The organism is Streptosporangium carneum, from assembly GCF_027922005.1.
Taxonomy (GTDB): domain Bacteria; phylum Actinomycetota; class Actinomycetes; order Streptosporangiales; family Streptosporangiaceae; genus Streptosporangium; species Streptosporangium carneum.
Genome location: NZ_BSEV01000001.1, coordinates 272489 through 289207, shown reverse-complemented (window position 1 = coordinate 289207; position 16719 = coordinate 272489). Strand labels below are relative to the sequence as shown.

Below are 16719 nucleotides of genomic sequence, written 5' to 3'. Positions count from 1 at the left end.
GGCGCGCGGTGAGAGGCGTGAGAGGTCAGTGGAGGGCGAGCGCGGACAGGCGGATCCGGGCGACCGCGGCGCGGTGGTCGTCGTGGGGGAGCATGACGAGGAGGCGTTCCAGGACGTGGACGTCGTTCCTGGCGTGTTCGGTGTTCGCGTAGGTCCACAGGTCGTCGGGGGAGCCTCGTGACAGCAGGTGGGCGCGGACCCGGCCTTCGAGCTCCTCTCGCTCGCCGCGCACCGCGGGAGCCTCGGAACGGGGCAGCAGCGGCCCCCGGTAGGCATGGGCGACCGCGGCGGCGTCCTTCTCCGCGAGCAGACGCCTGAGGTCGAGGAAGTCGGCCCGCACCGCGCACGTCAGGCGGTACGGCCTGGCGGCGATGACGGGGCCGAGCTGGACGCGCAGCCGGTGGATCTCCGCGCGGGCGGTCACCGGGTTGCCCGCGTCGCCGTACAGGTGGAAGGAGAGCTGGTCGGCGGTCGTGCCCCGGGGGTTGAGGGCCAGCAGGGTGAGGATCTCGGCGTGGCGCGGGGACAGCGGGACGCGGAGGCCGTCGAGGTCGGCGTCCGGGTGGTCCGTGCCGAGGAAGGACAGGGTCAGGGTGGGGGCGTGCGCCCGCTCGGGGAGACGGAGCAGGAAGCCGCCGTCGAGGGGGGAGAGCAACGCGGTTCCGCCGTCCGGCAGGACCACCCGGTCGCCGGACCCGGGCAGGCGGACGCGGTCGCCCCACTGCCGGGTCCTGTCACAGGAGACGACGCGTCCCGTCGCGGTGACCAGGGCGCCGGGTTCGCCCCGCAGCGCCCGCAGGTGCCTGTCGTTGCGCGCGCGGAACACGTCGTCGCGCTCGCGCATGCGCAGCGCGAGGTGGCTCTCGGCCAGACGCGCCGTGGTCTCGACGAGGGCCACGGTCGCGGGGTGCAGGGCGTGCATGCTCCCGCTCATGTCGACGCAGCCGAGCACCTGCCCGCCGTCGGGGTCGACGATCGGCGCGGCGGAGCACGACCAGGAGTGGAGCGCCCTGACCAGGTGCTCGGCCGAGAAGACGTGGACGGGTCGCCGGGTCGCGAGCGCGGTGCCCATGCCGTTCGTCCCGATCGCGTGCTCGCCCCAGTGGAAGCCGTCGGCCAGCCCCACCTCGTCCGCCGTGCGCATCACCTCGCGGTCGCCGTCGCGCCAGAGCACCCGGCCCTCCTCGTCGGTGACCATCAGGATGTGCGCGCTCGCGGAGGCGGCGTCCAGGAGGGTCCCGGCGATGAGCGGCAGCAGGTCCCCCATGGGGTGGCGGGAGCGGACGTCCCGGAGATCCCGTCGTTCGAAGGCGGGCGGGGCGGATCGGGTCTCCGGGTCGACCCCCGCGTCCATGGACCTGCGCCATGAGGCGGAGATCAGGCTTCGCGGCGTCTCGCCCCGGGGGCGTGCGCCGTCCAGGGCGGCCTCGTGCAGACGGCGCAGCCGTACCGAGTGGGCGTTGATGTCCGGGACGGCTCCCGGGCGGCTGCCGGACATGTGCCTCTCCAGGGTCGGGCCGATTGCCGAAGCATCGGCGGTGCGGGCGGTCGGCCGCAACCGGTTCCGCCAAAAGGGAGTGCGGAGGGTGATTGAACGATCGCAACGTGTGTGCAACGTGGCGTCGGATACCTTCTGAGCACACGCCGCCGTGTGCGGCCGCTCCGGTGCGTGTGACGTCGGGTCCCGGACGTCTTGGAGGGGGGCCGGGACCCGGCGCGGCCGTCGGCCCGGACCGGGCGGGCGGGTTTAGCCGCCGTCCCTGGGGAACACGGGCATGCGCCAGTGCAACACCTGCCACGGACCCCGTAGGCTCGTGACGACTGACGTCACGGATGAGGAGCACACGACGGTGAATCCAGGGGATGTCAACCTGCAGCAACTGCTGGAGCAGGCACAGCTCATGCAACAGCAGCTTGTGAGCGCCCAGCAGGAGTTGAACGACGCCCAGGTCGAGGGCTCGGCGGGCGGAGGCCTGGTCGTGGCCACGGTCAACGGGGGCGGTGAACTGCTCGAACTGAGGATCAGTCCCGAGGCCGTCGACCCCGGCGACCCCCAGGAGACGGCCGACACCATCGCCGACCTGGTCATCGCGGCGATCAGGGACGCCGTGCGCGCCGCCGCCGACCTCCAGCAGGAGAAGCTCGGACCGCTCGCGCAGGGGCTGGGAGGCGGGAGCGGCCTCGGCCAGCTGCCCGGGTTCTGAAGCCATGTACGAGGGGGTCGTCCAGAACCTGATCGACGAGCTGGGCATGCTGCCCGGCGTCGGTCCGAAGAGCGCGCAGCGCATCGCCTTCCACCTGCTGGCCGCCGAGCCCGCCGACGTGAAACGGCTCGCCCACGCGCTGCTCGAGGTCAAGGACAAGGTCCGCTTCTGCCGGATCTGCGGGAACGTCGCGGCGGAGGAGGAGTGCCGGATCTGCCGTGACGCCCGGCGCGATCCCCACGTGATCTGCGTCGTCGAAGAGTCGAAGGACGTCGTGGCGATCGAGAAGACCCGCGAGTTCAGGGGCCGCTACCACGTGCTCGGCGGGGCGATCAGCCCCATCGACGGGGTGGGTCCCGACGACCTGCGCATCCGGGAGCTGATGACGCGCCTGGCCGACGGCCAGGTCACCGAGTTGATCCTCGCCACCGACCCCAACCTGGAGGGGGAGGCGACGGCGACCTATCTCGCCCGTCTGGTGAAGCCGATGGGTCTGAGGGTCACACGACTGGCCAGCGGCCTGCCCGTGGGCGGTGACCTCGAATACGCCGACGAGGTCACCCTGGGCCGCGCGTTCGAGGGTAGGAGGCTGCTGGATGTCTGACGCATGGGGTGCCCTGGCGGAAAACGTCGCCGGGCACGCGGAGAACTACATCGACGGCCTGACCAGGCTGGCGGGTGGCGAGGGCGGCGACGCCATCCTGCCGTTGCTGCTGGTGGAGGTCGCACAGGTCAGCTCGGCGGGCGCGCAGCTCGGCGCCAGCCAGGACGTGATCCTGTCGGGCAACTGGGAGCCGCACCTGAGCGAGGACCCGGACGTCGACGCCGTCCGCACGGCCCTGGCCGAGCGGCTCGGCCCGGTGGACGACTACGCCGAGGTCTTCGATCCCTACAAGGACACCTCGGTCACGCCGTACCGCCTCTCCGACGACCTGACGGCCGTGGCGGCCGACCTTCTGCACGGGCTCAGGCACTACCAGGCGGGCCGTCCCCTCGAGGCGCTGTGGTGGTGGCAGTACTCCTACTTCAACACGTGGGGCAACCACGCGGGAGCGGCCATGCGTGCCCTTCAGGCACTTGTCGCCCACACGAGGTTGGACGTGGCAGAAGAGCGCACAACAGTGTGATTGTCCACATAGTGGGCCAAACCAGAAGTGCTCTACCGGTGCGCCAGTAGACTGAGAGCTCCACAGCCCTAGATTGCTTCGGAGACATCTCGTGGCGCTCGTTGTTCAGAAGTACGGTGGTTCGTCCGTCGCCGACGCGTCCTGCATCAAGCGGGTCGCCCAGCGGATCGTCGCGACGAAAAAAGCCGGCAACGACGTCGTGGTGATCGTCTCGGCGATGGGCGACACCACCGACGAACTGCTGGACCTCGCCCAGCAGGTCTCGCCGCTGCCGCCGGGGCGCGAGCTCGACATGCTCCTCACCTCCGGTGAGCGCATCTCGATGGCGCTGCTGGCGATGGCGATCGCCAACCTGGGCCAGGAGGCGCGCTCGTTCACCGGCTCCCAGGCGGGTGTGATCACCGACTCCTCGCACGGCCGCGCCCGCATCATCGACGTGACGCCGGGCCGGATCCGCGAGGCTCTCGACGGCGGCCAGGTGGCGATCGTGGCCGGGTTCCAGGGGGTCTCCCAGGACACCAAGGACATCACCACGCTCGGCCGTGGCGGCTCCGACACGACCGCCGTCGCACTCGCCGCGGCCCTCGAGGCCGACGTGTGCGAGATCTACACCGACGTGGACGGCGTCTTCACCGCGGACCCGCGCATCGTCCCGGTCGCCCGCAAGATCCCCAAGATCTCCTACGAGGAGATGATGGAGATGGCGGCCTGCGGCGCCAAGATCCTGCATCTGCGCTGCGTCGAGTACGCCCGCCGTTTCGACCTGCCGATCCACGTAAGAAGCTCGTTCAGCACCAAGGAAGGCACGTGGGTCACCTCCGACCCCGACAGTGAAGGAACACAGATGGAGCAGCCGATCATCTCCGGCGTCGCGCACGACCGGAGCGAGGCCAAGATCACCGTTGTCGGGGTTCCCGACAAGGTCGGCGAGGCTGCCACGATCTTCAAAACGCTGGCCGACGCCGAAGTCAACATCGACATGATCGTGCAGAACGTGTCGGCGGCGGCGACCGGTCGGACGGACATCTCCTTCACGCTGCCCGCGAGCGACGGCTCCACGGCCCTCACCGCACTGAAGAAGATCCAGCAGCACATCGGCTTCGAGACGCTGCTGTTCGACGACCAGATCGGCAAGGTCTCGCTGATCGGCGCGGGCATGCGCTCGCACCCCGGCGTCACCGCGACGTTCTTCGCCGCCCTCGCCGACGCGGGGGTGAACATCGAGATGATCTCCACCTCGGAGATCCGCATCTCGGTGATCGTCGGGCAGGACGAGGTGGACGCGGCCGTCAGCGCCGCGCACCGCGCGTTCAACCTCGACGCCGACCAGGTTGAAGCTGTGATCTACGGAGGTACCGGCCGATGAGCCGCAAGCCCACTCTCGCTCTGATCGGCGCGACCGGTGCCGTCGGCACCGTCATGCGCGACATCATCTCCACCCGCGAGGACATCTACGGCGACATCAAGCTCGTCGCGTCCGCCAGGTCCGCGGGCAAGGTCCTGCGGGTCCGCGGGGAGGACCTGGTCGTCCAGGAGCTGACCCCCGAGGTCTTCGACGGCGTCGACATCGCGATCTTCGACGTGCCGGACGAGGTCTCCGCGACGTGGGTGCCGATCGCCGCCGAGCGCGGCGCGATCGCCATCGACAAGTCGGGCACCTTCCGGATGAACCCCGAGGTCCCGCTGGTCGTGCCCGAGGTCAACCCCGAGGCCGCCCGCAACCGTCCGCTGGGCATCATCTCGACCCCCAACTGCACCACGCTGTCGATGATGGCCGCGATGGGCGCGCTCCACGAGGAGTACAACCTGCGCGAGCTGGTCGTCTCCTCCTACCAGGCGGTCTCCGGCGCGGGCGTCGCGGGTTCGGCCCGCCTCTACGACGAGATCGAGGCGCTGGCGGGCGACAGGACGGTCGGACAGACCGCGGGCGACGTTCGCAAGGTCCTGCAGAACAAGCTGGGCGAGGGCGAGTCGCCCTTCCCCGCGCCGATCGCGTTCAACGTCGTCCCGTGGGCGGGCTCGCTCAAGGACGGCGGTTGGGCCTCCGAGGAGATCAAGCTCCGCAACGAGTCCAGGAAGATCCTCGGGATCGACGACCTGAAGGTCTCCGCGACCTGCGTCCGCGTCCCGGTGATCACGACCCACTCGCTGACCGTGCACGCGACCTTCGAGCGCGAGATCACCGTCGCCGACGCCTACCGGATCCTGGAGGCCGCCCCGACCGTGGTCGTCATGGACGACCCGGCCAACGGCGTCTACCCGACCCCCGCGGACGTCGTCGGCACCGACCCCACCTACGTGGGCCGGATCCGTCAGGCGCTCGACTTCCCGAACACCCTCGACCTGTTCGTCTGCGGTGACAACCTCCGCAAGGGCGCGGCCCTGAACGCGGCGGAGATCGCCGAGCTGGTCGCGGCCGAGTTCGCGTAGCGGTCCACGCCGGGCCGCCCGCGGGCGGCCCGGCGTGGGGCCGCGCGCCGTACGGTGGACGTTCACCGTACGGCGCGCGGACGAGCCGGGTCCCGGGCGTGCGGCCGGGGGCCCATGGCGGGCGGGGCGGGCGCGCTCCTCACGCGGTCCTCACGCCGTCTGCGGAGCTCCGGGCGTCAGCGGAAGAGGATGTCCCAGTGGTCGGGCTCCCTGGCGTAGACGGTCTCCGAGTCCCCGTAGAGCGGGGCTCCGTCACCGCGCGTCCGCTGGTAGGGATACTCGCGCTTGATGTAGCCGCTGATGCAGCGGTTGGGCTTGATGTCCAGCTTGTAGCCCTCGTGATGGCTGTAGGGGCCCGGGGCGTGCCCGACTTCGGTGCCTCCGGTGATCACGACGGGGCACCCGCTCCTGCGCTTCAGGTCGATCACCTTGGTCACGGTCGCCGTCCTGACGGCCTCCAGCGAGGTGCACACTCTCACGTTGCGGTTGACGCACCCTCCCGAGGACTTCCAGCCCAGGCCCGCCTGCCTCAGGCGCTGCGTGGCCTGCAGGTGGCCCAGCCGTACGGTGGGCACGCGGCGCGCCGCCTCCTCCCGCGCCTGCGCGCCGTGAGCCTTCCCCTGCGGCGCCTCCCGGGTCTCCAGCGTCTCCTGCGCCTGCTGGGCGGCGACCTGGACGCCGCCCAGCCTTTCCCGCGGCTGGGCCTCGCTCAGTCCCTCCTGCGCCCACACGGTGGTCCTGCGGGGCACGGTGCCGTCATGCGGCGTGACGGCCTCGCGCAGCGCGGTGGCGTGCCGGTACAGGTCCCGGGTGTAGCGCCGGGCCGTCTCCAGGACGCCCACGTCGTACGCCCCGCCGACAGCGCCGACGACGCCGCGTCGCGCGGTCCCGGCCACCACGGGCGGGTCCACGACCATGACGGCGACCGGCGCGTGCGCGGTCCCGGCCGCGGCGTTGCCGTCCGAGGCCATCGCGATGAACGAGATCTGCAGAGCCAGAAGTGCCCCCGCCGTAAGTCGGGCCGCTCTCCGTCTACAGGGACGTTTCCCCATTTGTTATCCCTTGTCGCGGGAGCCCTTCCACAAGAAGGATCAATCCCACATCGGACTCGCGGTGACCCCTCCGGCACGATGAAATTTGCCGTGTGGTGGCGATCATCGTGCGCCTCGCTGACCTAACGGCGTCATGGGTCGTACAGTGACGAACGTGGCCGAGCCGACCCAGAAAAGCCGGGGATCAGATAAGACCCGGGAAATCATCGTAGAAACGGCTTTGAGGCTGTTTCGTGAGCGTGGATACGAGGCCACCACGATACGGGCCATCGCCGCGGAGGCGGGGGTGTCCGTCGGCAACGCCTACTACTACTTCGCCTCCAAGGAAGCCCTCGTCCAGGCGTACTACGACCGGGCGCAGGCCGAACACGAGGCCGCGTGCGAGAGGCTGCTGGCCGTGGAGAGCGCCTTCGCCCCGCGTCTCGGCGGCGTGCTGCGGGAGTGGGTGCGGGTCTCCGAGCCGTACCACGAGTTCGCGGTGAAGTTCTTCAAGCACGCGGCGGAGCCGAGCAACCCGCTCAGCCCCTTCAGCGCCGAGTCCTCGCCCGCGCGGGACGCCTCGATCGCGCTCTACCGGAAGGTGGTCGAGGGGTCGGCCGACCGGATGGACGCCGAACTCAAGGCGGAACTGCCCGAGCTGCTCTGGCTCATGTCGATGGGAGTCGTGCTGTTCTGGGTGCACGACTCCTCGGAGGGCTGCGCGCGCACCCACAGGTTCATCGAACTGGTCGTCCCGCTGGTGGACCGGCTGGTGGGGCTCTCGCACCTGCCGGGCCTGCGCGGCGTCGCCAGGGACTTCATCGCGGGGGTCCACGAACTTCGTGCGTGAACTGTGGCCCGAACCGCAGGCATTTGCGTAATGAAAAGATTACCCTCGGTAGTTACCTTCATGGCCGATTCGAGGGAGTCTCATGGGCTGGATAAGCGTGCTGGTGGTAGTCTCCGTCGCGATCACGCTGATCGCGCTTCTCGTGCTCAGGCGGAAGGGCCGCGAGGGAGAGGATCACGGCTCGGCGTCGGTCGACTTCGCCGCCAACCTCGCACTCGCCGTCTACCTTCTGGTCCTGGCCTACGCCGTGGTGCTCTGCCGGGACGCCATCTCGACCACGCAGACCGACGTCCAGGCCGAGACGGAGACGCTCAGCGAGATGTACTGGTCGGTCGCCCCCATCCCCGAGGCGGCGCCGCTGCGGGCCAGGATCCGGGATTACTCCGCCAAGAGCGTCTCCCTCGACTGGCCCCTCATGGCCCGTGGCGAGATGTCCCCCGTCCCCACGAAGGTGCTCGAGGACATGCGCGCGGAGGTGATCAGGCTCAGGCCCGCGAGCGACGAGAGCAAGGTCCTCCAGCAGAACGCCGTCAGCCACGTCTCCGAGATCGCCCACGCCCGCGCGGTGCGGGCGGACGACGCGAACACGGGCCTGGAGAGCATCTTCGTCATCTCGATGCTCATCTCCGGACTGCTGGTCGTCGTGCTCCCCTGGACGGTCGGGACCAGGCCGACGGGCGCGTCGATCGTCGGTGACCTGGTCCGGGTGAGCGTGGTCGTCATCGGGATCGGCTTCATCATGCTGATCAGCCATCCGTTCAACGGCCTGGGCGCGGTCGGCCCCGACGACTTCGTGGCCGTGCAGAAGCAGTACGACCAGATCGACGCCCAGTTCCCGGCGCAGTTCCCCGCGGGCTGAGCGACTCCTCCGAGCACCCGACAGGGCCCGGCGGCGGATCCCCGCCCCGGGCCCTTCGTGCTCCCGCCCTCCTCCACGCCGCCCCGGGCCCTTCGCGCTCCCGCCCTCCTCCACACCGCCCGGACCGGCACGGGTCGTGGGATCGCTTCGCCGACCCTCCGGCCGTGGATCGTGACGTTCACGGCCGCCGGGCCGACGAAGACGCCGCCGGGCGCTGTGGCATGGTGGTCGTGTGACGCTGGAAGACCTCGTCCGGCTGCGCCGGGCCCGCGACCTGATGGACCGCGACTACGCGGAGCCGCTCGACGTCTCCGCGCTGGCGCGCGTCGCCCTCATGTCGCCGGGGCATTTCTCCCGCAGCTTTCGCGCCGCCTTCGGCGAGACGCCGTACAGCTACCTGATGACGCGCCGGATCGAGCGGGCCAAGGCGCTGCTGCGGCGGGGTGACCTGACGGTGACGGAGGTCTGTTTCGAGGTCGGCTGTACATCGCTGGGGTCGTTCAGCTCGCGGTTCACCGAGCTGGTCGGCGAGAGCCCGAGCTCGTACCGGGCCCGCCGCCATGACGAGGGCGCCGCGATCCCGGCCTGCATCTCCAAGATCCACACGCGACCGATCAGGAACGGAGAAGCGAAGTCCGCCGCCCCACCTCTAGCGTGAAACGCATGGACATCAAGCTTTCACAGTGCTTCATCGCCATCGACGACCATGACAAGGCGCTCCCCTTCTACCGGGACGTTCTCGGCCTGGAGGTGCGCAACGACGTCGGGTACGGGGGGATGCGGTGGGTGACCGTCGGCGCGCCGTCGCAGCCCGACGTGGACATCGTCCTCGAGTCGCCCCTCGCGGACCCGAACGCCTCGCCCGCCGACAGGGAGGCCGTGGCGGAACTGCTGGCGAAGGGGCATCTGCGCGGCGTCATCTTCATGACCGACGACTGCGACGCCACCTTCGAGCGCATCAGCGCCGCGGGCGGCGAGGTGCTGCAGGAGCCGATCGACCAGCCGTACGGCGTCCGCGACTGCGCCTTCCGCGATCCCTCCGGCAACATGGTGCGCTTCCGCCAGCCTCGTACGCAGTGAGCTCCGCTCCGGTGAACCGGGCGCTCCCCCGCCGGTGAACCGAGGCGCCCGGTCACGGCCCGCGCCCGGAGCGCCGGGCCGTACGGCCCACGGTCACCGCCTGCGTGCTCTGCGGCTGAGCATGGCGATGGCGGTCACCGAGATGACGCCGGTGAAGAGCACCAGGATGACCATCCTGCGGTCGGTTCCGTGCCGCCGCTCGGCGAAGCGGTCGAGGATCCGCTGCCCGCGCAGGGCGAGAGCCGGGTCGGAGGGCGTGGCGGTCGGTGTGTCGCTCGGAGACGGGCTGGGCGAGCGGCTCGGGGTCGGCAGTGCGATGACCACGGGCGGGGTGTCGGCGGGAAGGGGACGCGGGGGCGGGGAGACGGACGGGAGGGCGGGCGGCGTGGGCGCGGGAGGCTCCGGAGTCGCCGGAGGCGACGGCGTGGGCGTGGAGGGCAGGGGAACGGACGCGGACGGCGACGGCGGTTCAGGTGTCTGCGGTTCAGGTGTCTGCGGGGGCGTCGGCGTCGGTGCGGGTGTCGGCGTGACGGTGGGGACGGGACTGGGAGCCGGCGTCGGGGCCGGACTGGGAGTCGGTGCGGGAGTCGGTGTGGGGGCCGGACTGGGCGTCGCCGTCGCGCTGGGCTTCGACTCGTGACACGAGGAGTCGGAACCGAGCAGCACCGACACGACACCGAGGCAGGAAAGAGGCTTCACGATCCTGGGAACCGGGCCACAGGGCGCCGACAGGTCGAGCAGCGACCCCAGCACGCCCTTGCGGCAACGCCCCCCGGACCCGACTCGGACCTCCACCCCGACCTCGGCCTCCAGGCCGGACCCGACTCCGACCTCGGCCCCCACCTTGATCCCGTCCCCGTTCCCATCGTCGTCCCCGGCCTCCGTTTCGGCTCCGGTTCCGACGTCGACCCCGGCCTCCACCTCGACCCCGGGAGTGGCCCCGACCCCTGCCTTGGCTCCGATCTCGGCCTGGATCCCGCCCCCGCCCCCGGACTCGGGCTCAGGGGCGGCATCGACCCCGACCTTGACCTCCGCCTCGGCTCCGTCCCCGTCCTCGCCTCCGAGGCCGAGATCGAGGCCGAGATCGAGATCGACGCCGAGTCCGTCGTCGCCCCCGGCGGCTGTCCCGGACGAAGGAGCGGACTCAGGGGAAGGCTCCGGTGTGACCCTGACCTCTGCCGGTGCTCCGCCTTCTGAGGCAGGGCTCGCGCTCCGCGACGGGGAGGCGGCGTCCGCGGGGAGCCGGGGGTCGCCGACCGGCTGACCGCCGGCCCGCGTCTCCTCGCCGTCCAGGCCGCTCCCGGAAGACGGGAGGCCGTTTCCCGCGGAGGGGACGCCCGTCGCGTCGCACATCGACGCGGAGAGACTGACGAGTGTCCCGTTCAGACCGGCCGCCAGACACCGGTCGGAGAGATCTCGGACGTCGGCCGACGCGACCACGGCTCCCGCCGTCACCGGGACGGCCACACAGGTCGCCAGCACCGCCGCACCAAGAAGTGCCTGTCGTCGCTTCCCGCACCGGTTTTTCGTCACATAAACGTTCTAACATCTAACAGAGGGTCACGGGAGAGTAATGGAATCCCTGGCGGAACCGATATGTTGACGTGTCGCCGAAGTGGCGTGACCCGTCCTTCCCGCCCAGGGCTCCGTGCCGGAGACCACTCGCCGAGTGGCTTCCCGGAGCGGCCCCGTGATCGCCCGGTCGCACGATGACCGACACGGAGGCGACACGGGCCCCGACACGCACCAGACCGTGTTCCGGAAGGCCGGAGGCGAAAGACCGCGTCCGTGAAGTCGGAAAGACCGGGCCCTGGAAGCGCGTGGCCGTGACACACGCCAGGCCGCGATCCGGAAGTATGTGGGCGACGGGGACCCGACAGGCCGATGCCCAGCTCCCCTCCGGGAGCGTGATCCCGGCCGTCGGGCCGCACGGAAGCCAGCGTCCGGCATGACGGCAGGGAGTGTCGGCCCCTGGCACGACGGCAAGGAGTGGGGCGTTGGACGACCTGTTCGAGCTCGACGCGGTCGGTCAGGCGGCGGCCGTGCGGACGGGCGAGGTCTCACCGAGAGAGCTCACCGAGGCGGCGATCGCGCGGATCGAGGCGTACGACGGGGAGATCAACGCGGTCGTCCACCGCAGGTTCGAGCGGGCGCTGGCGGAGATCGACGCGCTCCCTCGGGACGCCCCCTTCCACGGGGTGCCGACCCTGCTGAAGGACCTGGGCTGGAGCATGGCAGGAGAGCCGTACCGCGCCGGGTCCCGTGTGCTCGACGGGGTCGAGGTGGCGCGGGACGGCTACGGCGTGGCCAAGCTGCGCGGGGCGGGGTTCGTGGTCCTGGGGCGGACCAACACCCCGGAGTTCGGCACCACGATCACCACGGAGCCGAAGGCGTTCGGGCCGACACGCAACCCGTACGACACCGCCTACAGCCCGGGCGGGTCGAGCGGCGGATCCGCGGCGGCGGTGGCGGCGGGCCTGGTCGCGGTGGCCACCGGCAGCGACGGCGGCGGGTCGATCCGGATCCCGGCGAGCATGTGCGGGCTGGTCGGGCTGAAGCCGAGCCGGGGACGGATCAGCTACGGGCCGTCCCTCGGCGAGGCCTGGGCGGGGTTCTCCGCGCCGGGCATGCTCTGCCGTACGGTCAGGGACAGCGCCGCGACCCTCGACGTGATCGCCGGAGCGATGCCGGGCGACCCGTACGGCGCGCCCGCCTGGCCCCGGACCCTCGCCGAGGAGGTCGGGGCTGACCCCGGACGGCTGCGGATCGGCTTCCTGGCCGAGCACCCGAGGGGAACGGTCCTGGCCGACCCGGACCTGGCGGCCGCCGTGATCGGGGCGGCCGGGTTGCTGGAGTCGCTCGGCCACGACGTCGAGCCGGGCGGCCCGGAGACGTTCGCGGACGAGGACTTCGCGCTGCACTTCGGCACGGTCGTCGCGACCCACGTGGCGGCCGACCTGGAGGAGATCGGCCGCTGGCGCGGCAAGCCCGTCGACCTCGACGAGTTGGAGACGCGCAACCGGATCCTGGGGGCGACGGGCCGCGAGCTCGGCGCGGTCGACTATGTGGCCTCCCGCGACTGGATCGACGGGTTCCGCCGCCGGATGGCCGCCTGGTGGGAGTCTCACGACCTGCTGCTCACACCGTCTCTCGGAGTCGCGCCCTTCCCCCTCGGCTGGCTGCCCGCCGACGACGTCAGCATGGCGCGGGGCCGTACGAACCAGGCCGTGGCCTTCAGCTCGCCGATCAACGCCACCGGCCAGCCCGCGATCTCCCTGCCCCTGCACCGGACCGCCGAGGGGCTGCCGGTCGGCGTCCAACTCGTGGCGGCGGCGGGCAGGGAGGACCTCCTCATCAGGATCGCCTCCCAGATCGAGGCCGCTGGCCCCTTCCGCCACACCGCGATCAGGCGGTGACCGCTCGCGGGCCACTCCCAGGGGCGGGTCGGTGGTCCGGCGGTCTGGCGAGGTGTCTGAGCCGCTCAGCTGATCGGTCGCGGGAAAAGCGTCCCGTCGCCTGAGAGAGATCGCCATGGTGAGGGCCTGAACCCCGCTTCACAGCAGGGGTCAGGGACACGGATCCGGGGTGGGCACGACGGGGTGGCGGGCCATGATCGCGTCGATCTCGGAGGTGAGGAAGCCGAGCGTCAGGCTCGCCCGATCAGCGAGCCATCGCGCGTCGTCCAGGGTGCCCCGAGTCTCATGGGAGTCCTGGCCGGGAGAGCCGGGCGGGCCGTAGCGGCGGCGCTCGACGTCGTCGACGACCCGTGCCGGAGCCCGCATCTCCCTGAGCACGGCGAGGGCCTGACGTTTGGTGACGAGTCTTCCGTCCCGCAGCGTCACCGTGCCCCTGGCCAGGGTGAGCAGGGCGGCGTCCACCCAGATGTCATGAAGCCAGAGCTCGGGATGGTCGAGATGCGGACGCCAGAACTCCCTCAGGTCCCTGACGACGAACTCGGTGAGCTCCTCGTCGGTCACGGGCGGCAGCACGGACGCCGGGGGCCCGCCGTACAGGACCAGCCCGAATTCGTGCAGCTCGCGCCGGGTCACCGGGGTGATCGGCCGCCGCATGATCTCCTCGTGGGCCCAGGTGAGATGGGGGCGTTCCGGGTCGTCCAGCTCCGTCACGACGGCGTAACTGCAGTGGAGCTTCGCGGCGAGCGGCACGGCCGCGCCCAGCCGTTCGTGAGCCTCGGTGAGACGTCGCTCCTCTTCGGGAGCGCAGGGCCGGTGCAGGACGGCGATCAGGTCGAGGTCGCTGCGGCCCGGCTGGTAGTCGCCTCCGGCGAGTGATCCGTGCGCCCACACCGACGTCAGCGGCACGAGCGGTGCGACGTCGGCGACGAAGCGGTCGAGGAGCGCGGTGGTCGGGGCGTGGCCGGTCACAGAGGCTGCCGCCTCTGGACGATCACGCCCGACGCCGATCTCGGACTGCCCACCTGCTTCTCCGTTTCTCGGACATGAGGTGACGCGGTCAGCCCAGGTCGTCGAACTCGCCGCCCCTGACGCCGTCGACGAACCCACGCCACCCGGCGAGGGAGAACATCAGGGCCGGACCGTGAGGGTCTTTGCTGTCCCGGACCGCCACGACCCGGGGAAGATTGTCAGCCACCTCGACGCAGTCCGCACCGCCGTTGCCGCTGTAACTGCTTTTGCGCCAGACAGCCTGATGCAGTTCTGGACAGTCACTCGGCGTGGGTTTTCCTACGGTCACGAAGTCATCTCCTCTATGACCGCGCCTATGAGCGCAAGAGACTCGTTCGGCGGCAGGGCGGCCGCGCGAAGATGGTCGAAAACGAGTCTATACCTGCGCACTTCTTCTGTTTTCTCTAGATAAATAGAACCTGTGAGGTACTCGACATAGGCGACGTCGATGTCGGAGGGGCGGGGAAACTCCAACAGGTGAAAAGGGCCGAGCATGCCAGGATGGGCGCCTCGGGTGAAGGGCAGGATCTGAAGGGTGACTTCACCGAGACGCCGGGTGTCGCAGAGCTTGAGAAGCTGCTCACGCATGATGGAAGAGCCGCCGATCGTGTTCCTGAGAGCTGCTTCACTCATCACCGCCCACAACGCGGGTGGATTCGGCCGGGTCAAAATCCTCTGCCTCGCCAGACGGAGGCCGACGAGCCGATCGATTTCCTCGTCAGAGATGCCGGGTTGGTCGGTTTCGATCACGGCACGCGCGTACGCCTCGCTCTGAAGAAGGCCGGGAACAAGTTGCGGTTGGTACGTCTGGATCGACGCAGCCTCCGCTTCGAGGCCGATGAAGACCTGAAACCACGGCGGCACCGCGTCACCGTAGGTGTGCCACCATCCTCGTTTGTTCGCTTCGCGTGCGAGGTCAAGGACGGCCTGCGTTTCGACGGCGCTTGCTCCGTACAGGTCGAGAAGCTGAACCAGGACTTTTTGCCGGATGGCTCGACGTCACTCCTGCGCTGAACGGCCGCCCCGGCCGCTGAGGCCGGGCCTTCTCGCGGACCAGTCGATCACAGGTGGCTTTCAAGTGCCGGTGCACAGAGTGGAGGACGTGAGCCGCGCGAGGAAGACCAGGACACGCCGTCCCCATCAGGGGGTGGCCAACCGGCCGCCGAGGAAGATCCCGGCCCGTGGATCGCGATCGGCGTCGGTCAAGGCGCAGGAGCCTTTCGGAATCGGGATGACCGTGGGGATGGTGCTGTGCCTGGTCATTCCGACGGGGCTGTTCATCTGGCTGATGGTCGCGCTCGCCGGGGTCGTCACGGTGGAGTTGAAGGCGGCATTCGGTCACGAGGGCACGCCCGGCACCGCGACCGTCGTGTCCTGCGAGCCCTACACCGTGGGGACCGGGCGGTCGAGGCGCACGAATTACGACTGCGAGGTGCACTTCGTGTTCGACGACCGGTCGAAGCAGCCGATCGTCGTCGACACCGTCCCGGAGGTGGAGGTGGGCGAGGTCTTCGCGGGCGTACTGACTCCCGAGGGGGACCGGGTGCTGCCCACAGGGGAACGCGGCGTGTGGCGGGCGATCCTGGTGCCCAGCGGCATCGCGTTCGGGCTGGCTGCCATGGCGTTCCTCTGTGCGCTCATGACGCGTTCCAGGAAGGCGATCATCTGGACGGGCGCGCTGGGCACTCCCCTTCTCGTCGCGATGATCGTCGCCATCGTCGTCGGAACGTGAGCGCAGCGGTTCCGCACTCGGACCGCATGACACAGAGGGAGTGTCGCCGCCTGCGTCGCCTGTCGCGGACGTCTTCGGCGTTCGGCGAATGACCGCGCGGCCCGGCAGACGTTTCCGGTCCCAGCATTGGCGGACGAGCCTGCCGAAGGCGAGCGATGACGTGAGATGGACCCGTTCGCCGGGTTGCCCACCGTTCACCGGCGCCGATCAGGCCCGCTTCCCCCCTCGCCGCTCCGGCGCCCTGAGGTGTCCCATGCTGGGGGCTGAGGTGTCCCATGCTGGGTGTGGGTCTGAGGTGTTCCATGCTGGGTGTGGGTGTGGGTGTGGGGAGCCGGGTGGGGACGGAAGTGGACAGGAGAGGGCGGGGGCTTGTCTGCCCGACATAGCTTTCGTGGGGACTTGCCCAGGTGTGAGGGTGGGGGCATCGACTGCCTCACCGAAGCCGGCGTCCCACGGGTGGGGGCTCTTCTCGAGAGGGCGTAGCTTTTCCAGCTCCCCCGGAGCGCGAACCCGCGAACACGCCTGAATGGCCGGGAACCGCGCAAGAAGGGTACGCGTTATATCTCAAGACGGCAGGGTAGAAGGCCGTTGGACGAGCGTGCTCCCCCAAGGAGGGTTCACATGGTGAAGGCGGCGCGTGCGGCACAGGCGTGGCGGGCTTACAAGCAGGTGTCACAGCCGGGCTCACCGGGCCTCGGCGCCAGACTGCGTGCCATCCCCAAGATGATCGGCGCGACGACGCGCGGACACTACCCCGGAATGTCCAAGGGCAAGCTTGGCATGCTGGCACTCGGCGTGGTCTACATCCTCTCGCCGATCGACGTCATCCCCGACTTCCTGGCGCTCGTCGGAGTCGCGGACGACTTCGGCGTCTTCCTCTGGCTGATGGGCTCGCTGCTCGGTGAGAGCGGGCGCTACGTTGACTGGGAGCGCAGGAACATCCAGGCCAGGGCTTTCCCCTCCTGACCGGACCATCCAGATC

At 70.2% G+C, this 16719-nt stretch carries 20 protein-coding genes; 14 read left to right on the top strand and 6 right to left on the bottom strand.

All coding sequences use genetic code 11. The features are described 5' to 3' along the window. Window positions 1–25: 25 nt before the first annotated feature. The gene (locus PKF00_RS01340; RefSeq protein WP_271215460.1) at window positions 26–1498 is read right to left on the bottom strand and encodes a helix-turn-helix domain-containing protein; all 1473 of its coding nucleotides are present in this window, start codon (window positions 1496–1498) and stop codon (window positions 26–28) included. 352 nt (window positions 1499–1850) lie between these two features. On the opposite strand from PKF00_RS01340, the gene PKF00_RS01335 reads away from it, so the two are divergent. From PKF00_RS01335 to PKF00_RS01315, 5 genes are all read left to right on the top strand, one after another. Further along, complete coding sequence (locus PKF00_RS01335; protein WP_271215459.1) at window positions 1851–2204, top strand: YbaB/EbfC family nucleoid-associated protein; 354 nt, start codon at window positions 1851–1853, stop codon at window positions 2202–2204. A 4-nt stretch (window positions 2205–2208) separates the two neighbouring features. Further along, a complete protein-coding gene (recR, locus tag PKF00_RS01330) occupies window positions 2209–2808 on the top strand; it encodes a recombination mediator RecR (protein WP_271215458.1) in 600 nt (199 codons plus the stop codon). After that, window positions 2801–3331, top strand: a complete 531-nt coding sequence (locus PKF00_RS01325; protein WP_271215457.1) for a DUF5063 domain-containing protein — start codon at window positions 2801–2803, stop codon at window positions 3329–3331. The genes recR and PKF00_RS01325 overlap by 8 nt, the downstream gene beginning before the upstream one ends. Before the next feature lie 91 nt (window positions 3332–3422). Beyond that, the gene (locus PKF00_RS01320) at window positions 3423–4697 is read left to right on the top strand and encodes an aspartate kinase (RefSeq protein ID WP_271215456.1); all 1275 of its coding nucleotides are present in this window, start codon (window positions 3423–3425) and stop codon (window positions 4695–4697) included. Next, the gene (locus PKF00_RS01315) at window positions 4694–5761 is read left to right on the top strand and encodes an aspartate-semialdehyde dehydrogenase (RefSeq protein ID WP_271215455.1); all 1068 of its coding nucleotides are present in this window, start codon (window positions 4694–4696) and stop codon (window positions 5759–5761) included. Before PKF00_RS01320 ends, PKF00_RS01315 begins: the two co-directional genes overlap by 4 nt. A 176-nt stretch (window positions 5762–5937) precedes the next feature. Here PKF00_RS01315 and PKF00_RS01310 read toward each other — a convergent pair whose 3' ends face one another. Beyond that, window positions 5938–6732: a hypothetical protein gene (locus PKF00_RS01310; protein ID WP_271215454.1), complete on the bottom strand. Its 795-nt coding sequence runs from the start codon at window positions 6730–6732 to the stop codon at window positions 5938–5940. Between the two features lie 214 nt (window positions 6733–6946). On the opposite strand from PKF00_RS01310, the gene PKF00_RS01305 reads away from it, so the two are divergent. The 4 genes from PKF00_RS01305 to PKF00_RS01290 all read left to right on the top strand — a co-directional run bounded on the left by PKF00_RS01305 (window position 6947) and on the right by PKF00_RS01290 (window position 9581). Next, window positions 6947–7642, top strand: coding sequence for a TetR/AcrR family transcriptional regulator (locus PKF00_RS01305; protein WP_271215453.1), 696 nt, complete (start codon window positions 6947–6949; stop codon window positions 7640–7642). An 82-nt stretch (window positions 7643–7724) separates the two neighbouring features. After that, window positions 7725–8501: a bestrophin-like domain gene (locus tag PKF00_RS01300; RefSeq protein WP_271215452.1), complete on the top strand. Its 777-nt coding sequence runs from the start codon at window positions 7725–7727 to the stop codon at window positions 8499–8501. A gap of 277 nt (window positions 8502–8778) precedes the next feature. Continuing rightward, the gene (locus PKF00_RS01295; RefSeq protein ID WP_271216331.1) at window positions 8779–9159 is read left to right on the top strand and encodes a helix-turn-helix transcriptional regulator; all 381 of its coding nucleotides are present in this window, start codon (window positions 8779–8781) and stop codon (window positions 9157–9159) included. 5 nt (window positions 9160–9164) lie between these two features. Continuing rightward, window positions 9165–9581: a VOC family protein gene (locus PKF00_RS01290; protein ID WP_271215451.1), complete on the top strand. Its 417-nt coding sequence runs from the start codon at window positions 9165–9167 to the stop codon at window positions 9579–9581. Between the two features lie 93 nt (window positions 9582–9674). Here the strand turns inward: PKF00_RS01290 and PKF00_RS01285 are convergent, their stop codons facing one another. Next, entirely contained in the window at window positions 9675–9905 is a 231-nt protein-coding gene (locus tag PKF00_RS01285) for a hypothetical protein (protein ID WP_271215450.1), read from the bottom strand. Here PKF00_RS01285 and PKF00_RS01280 point away from each other — a divergent pair. From PKF00_RS01280 to PKF00_RS01270, 3 genes are all read left to right on the top strand, one after another. Next, complete coding sequence (locus tag PKF00_RS01280) at window positions 9898–10221, top strand: hypothetical protein (protein ID WP_271215449.1); 324 nt, start codon at window positions 9898–9900, stop codon at window positions 10219–10221. The two genes, PKF00_RS01285 and PKF00_RS01280, sit on opposite strands and share 8 nt — an antisense overlap. Then, complete coding sequence (locus PKF00_RS01275; protein WP_271215448.1) at window positions 10218–10778, top strand: hypothetical protein; 561 nt, start codon at window positions 10218–10220, stop codon at window positions 10776–10778. Before PKF00_RS01280 ends, PKF00_RS01275 begins: the two co-directional genes overlap by 4 nt. 800 nt (window positions 10779–11578) lie before the next feature. Next, complete coding sequence (locus PKF00_RS01270; RefSeq protein WP_271215447.1) at window positions 11579–12997, top strand: amidase; 1419 nt, start codon at window positions 11579–11581, stop codon at window positions 12995–12997. 150 nt (window positions 12998–13147) lie between these two features. Here the strand turns inward: PKF00_RS01270 and PKF00_RS01265 are convergent, their stop codons facing one another. The 3 genes from PKF00_RS01265 to PKF00_RS01255 form a co-directional block, all read right to left on the bottom strand. Continuing rightward, entirely contained in the window at window positions 13148–13966 is an 819-nt protein-coding gene (locus tag PKF00_RS01265) for a nucleotidyltransferase domain-containing protein (RefSeq protein ID WP_271215446.1), read from the bottom strand. A gap of 88 nt (window positions 13967–14054) precedes the next feature. Next, a complete protein-coding gene (locus PKF00_RS01260) occupies window positions 14055–14294 on the bottom strand; it encodes a DUF397 domain-containing protein (protein ID WP_271215445.1) in 240 nt (79 codons plus the stop codon). Then, on the bottom strand, window positions 14291–14869 hold the full coding sequence (locus PKF00_RS01255; protein ID WP_271215444.1) for a DUF5753 domain-containing protein: 579 nt from the start codon (window positions 14867–14869) through the stop codon (window positions 14291–14293). Before PKF00_RS01255 ends, PKF00_RS01260 begins: the two co-directional genes overlap by 4 nt. Window positions 14870–15236: 367 nt before the next feature. Here PKF00_RS01255 and PKF00_RS01250 point away from each other — a divergent pair, with 367 nt between their 5' ends. Beyond that, the gene (locus tag PKF00_RS01250; RefSeq protein ID WP_271215443.1) at window positions 15237–15737 is read left to right on the top strand and encodes a hypothetical protein; all 501 of its coding nucleotides are present in this window, start codon (window positions 15237–15239) and stop codon (window positions 15735–15737) included. 621 nt (window positions 15738–16358) lie between these two features. Continuing rightward, complete coding sequence (locus PKF00_RS01245; RefSeq protein WP_271215442.1) at window positions 16359–16703, top strand: YkvA family protein; 345 nt, start codon at window positions 16359–16361, stop codon at window positions 16701–16703. Window positions 16704–16719 lie beyond the last annotated feature (16 nt).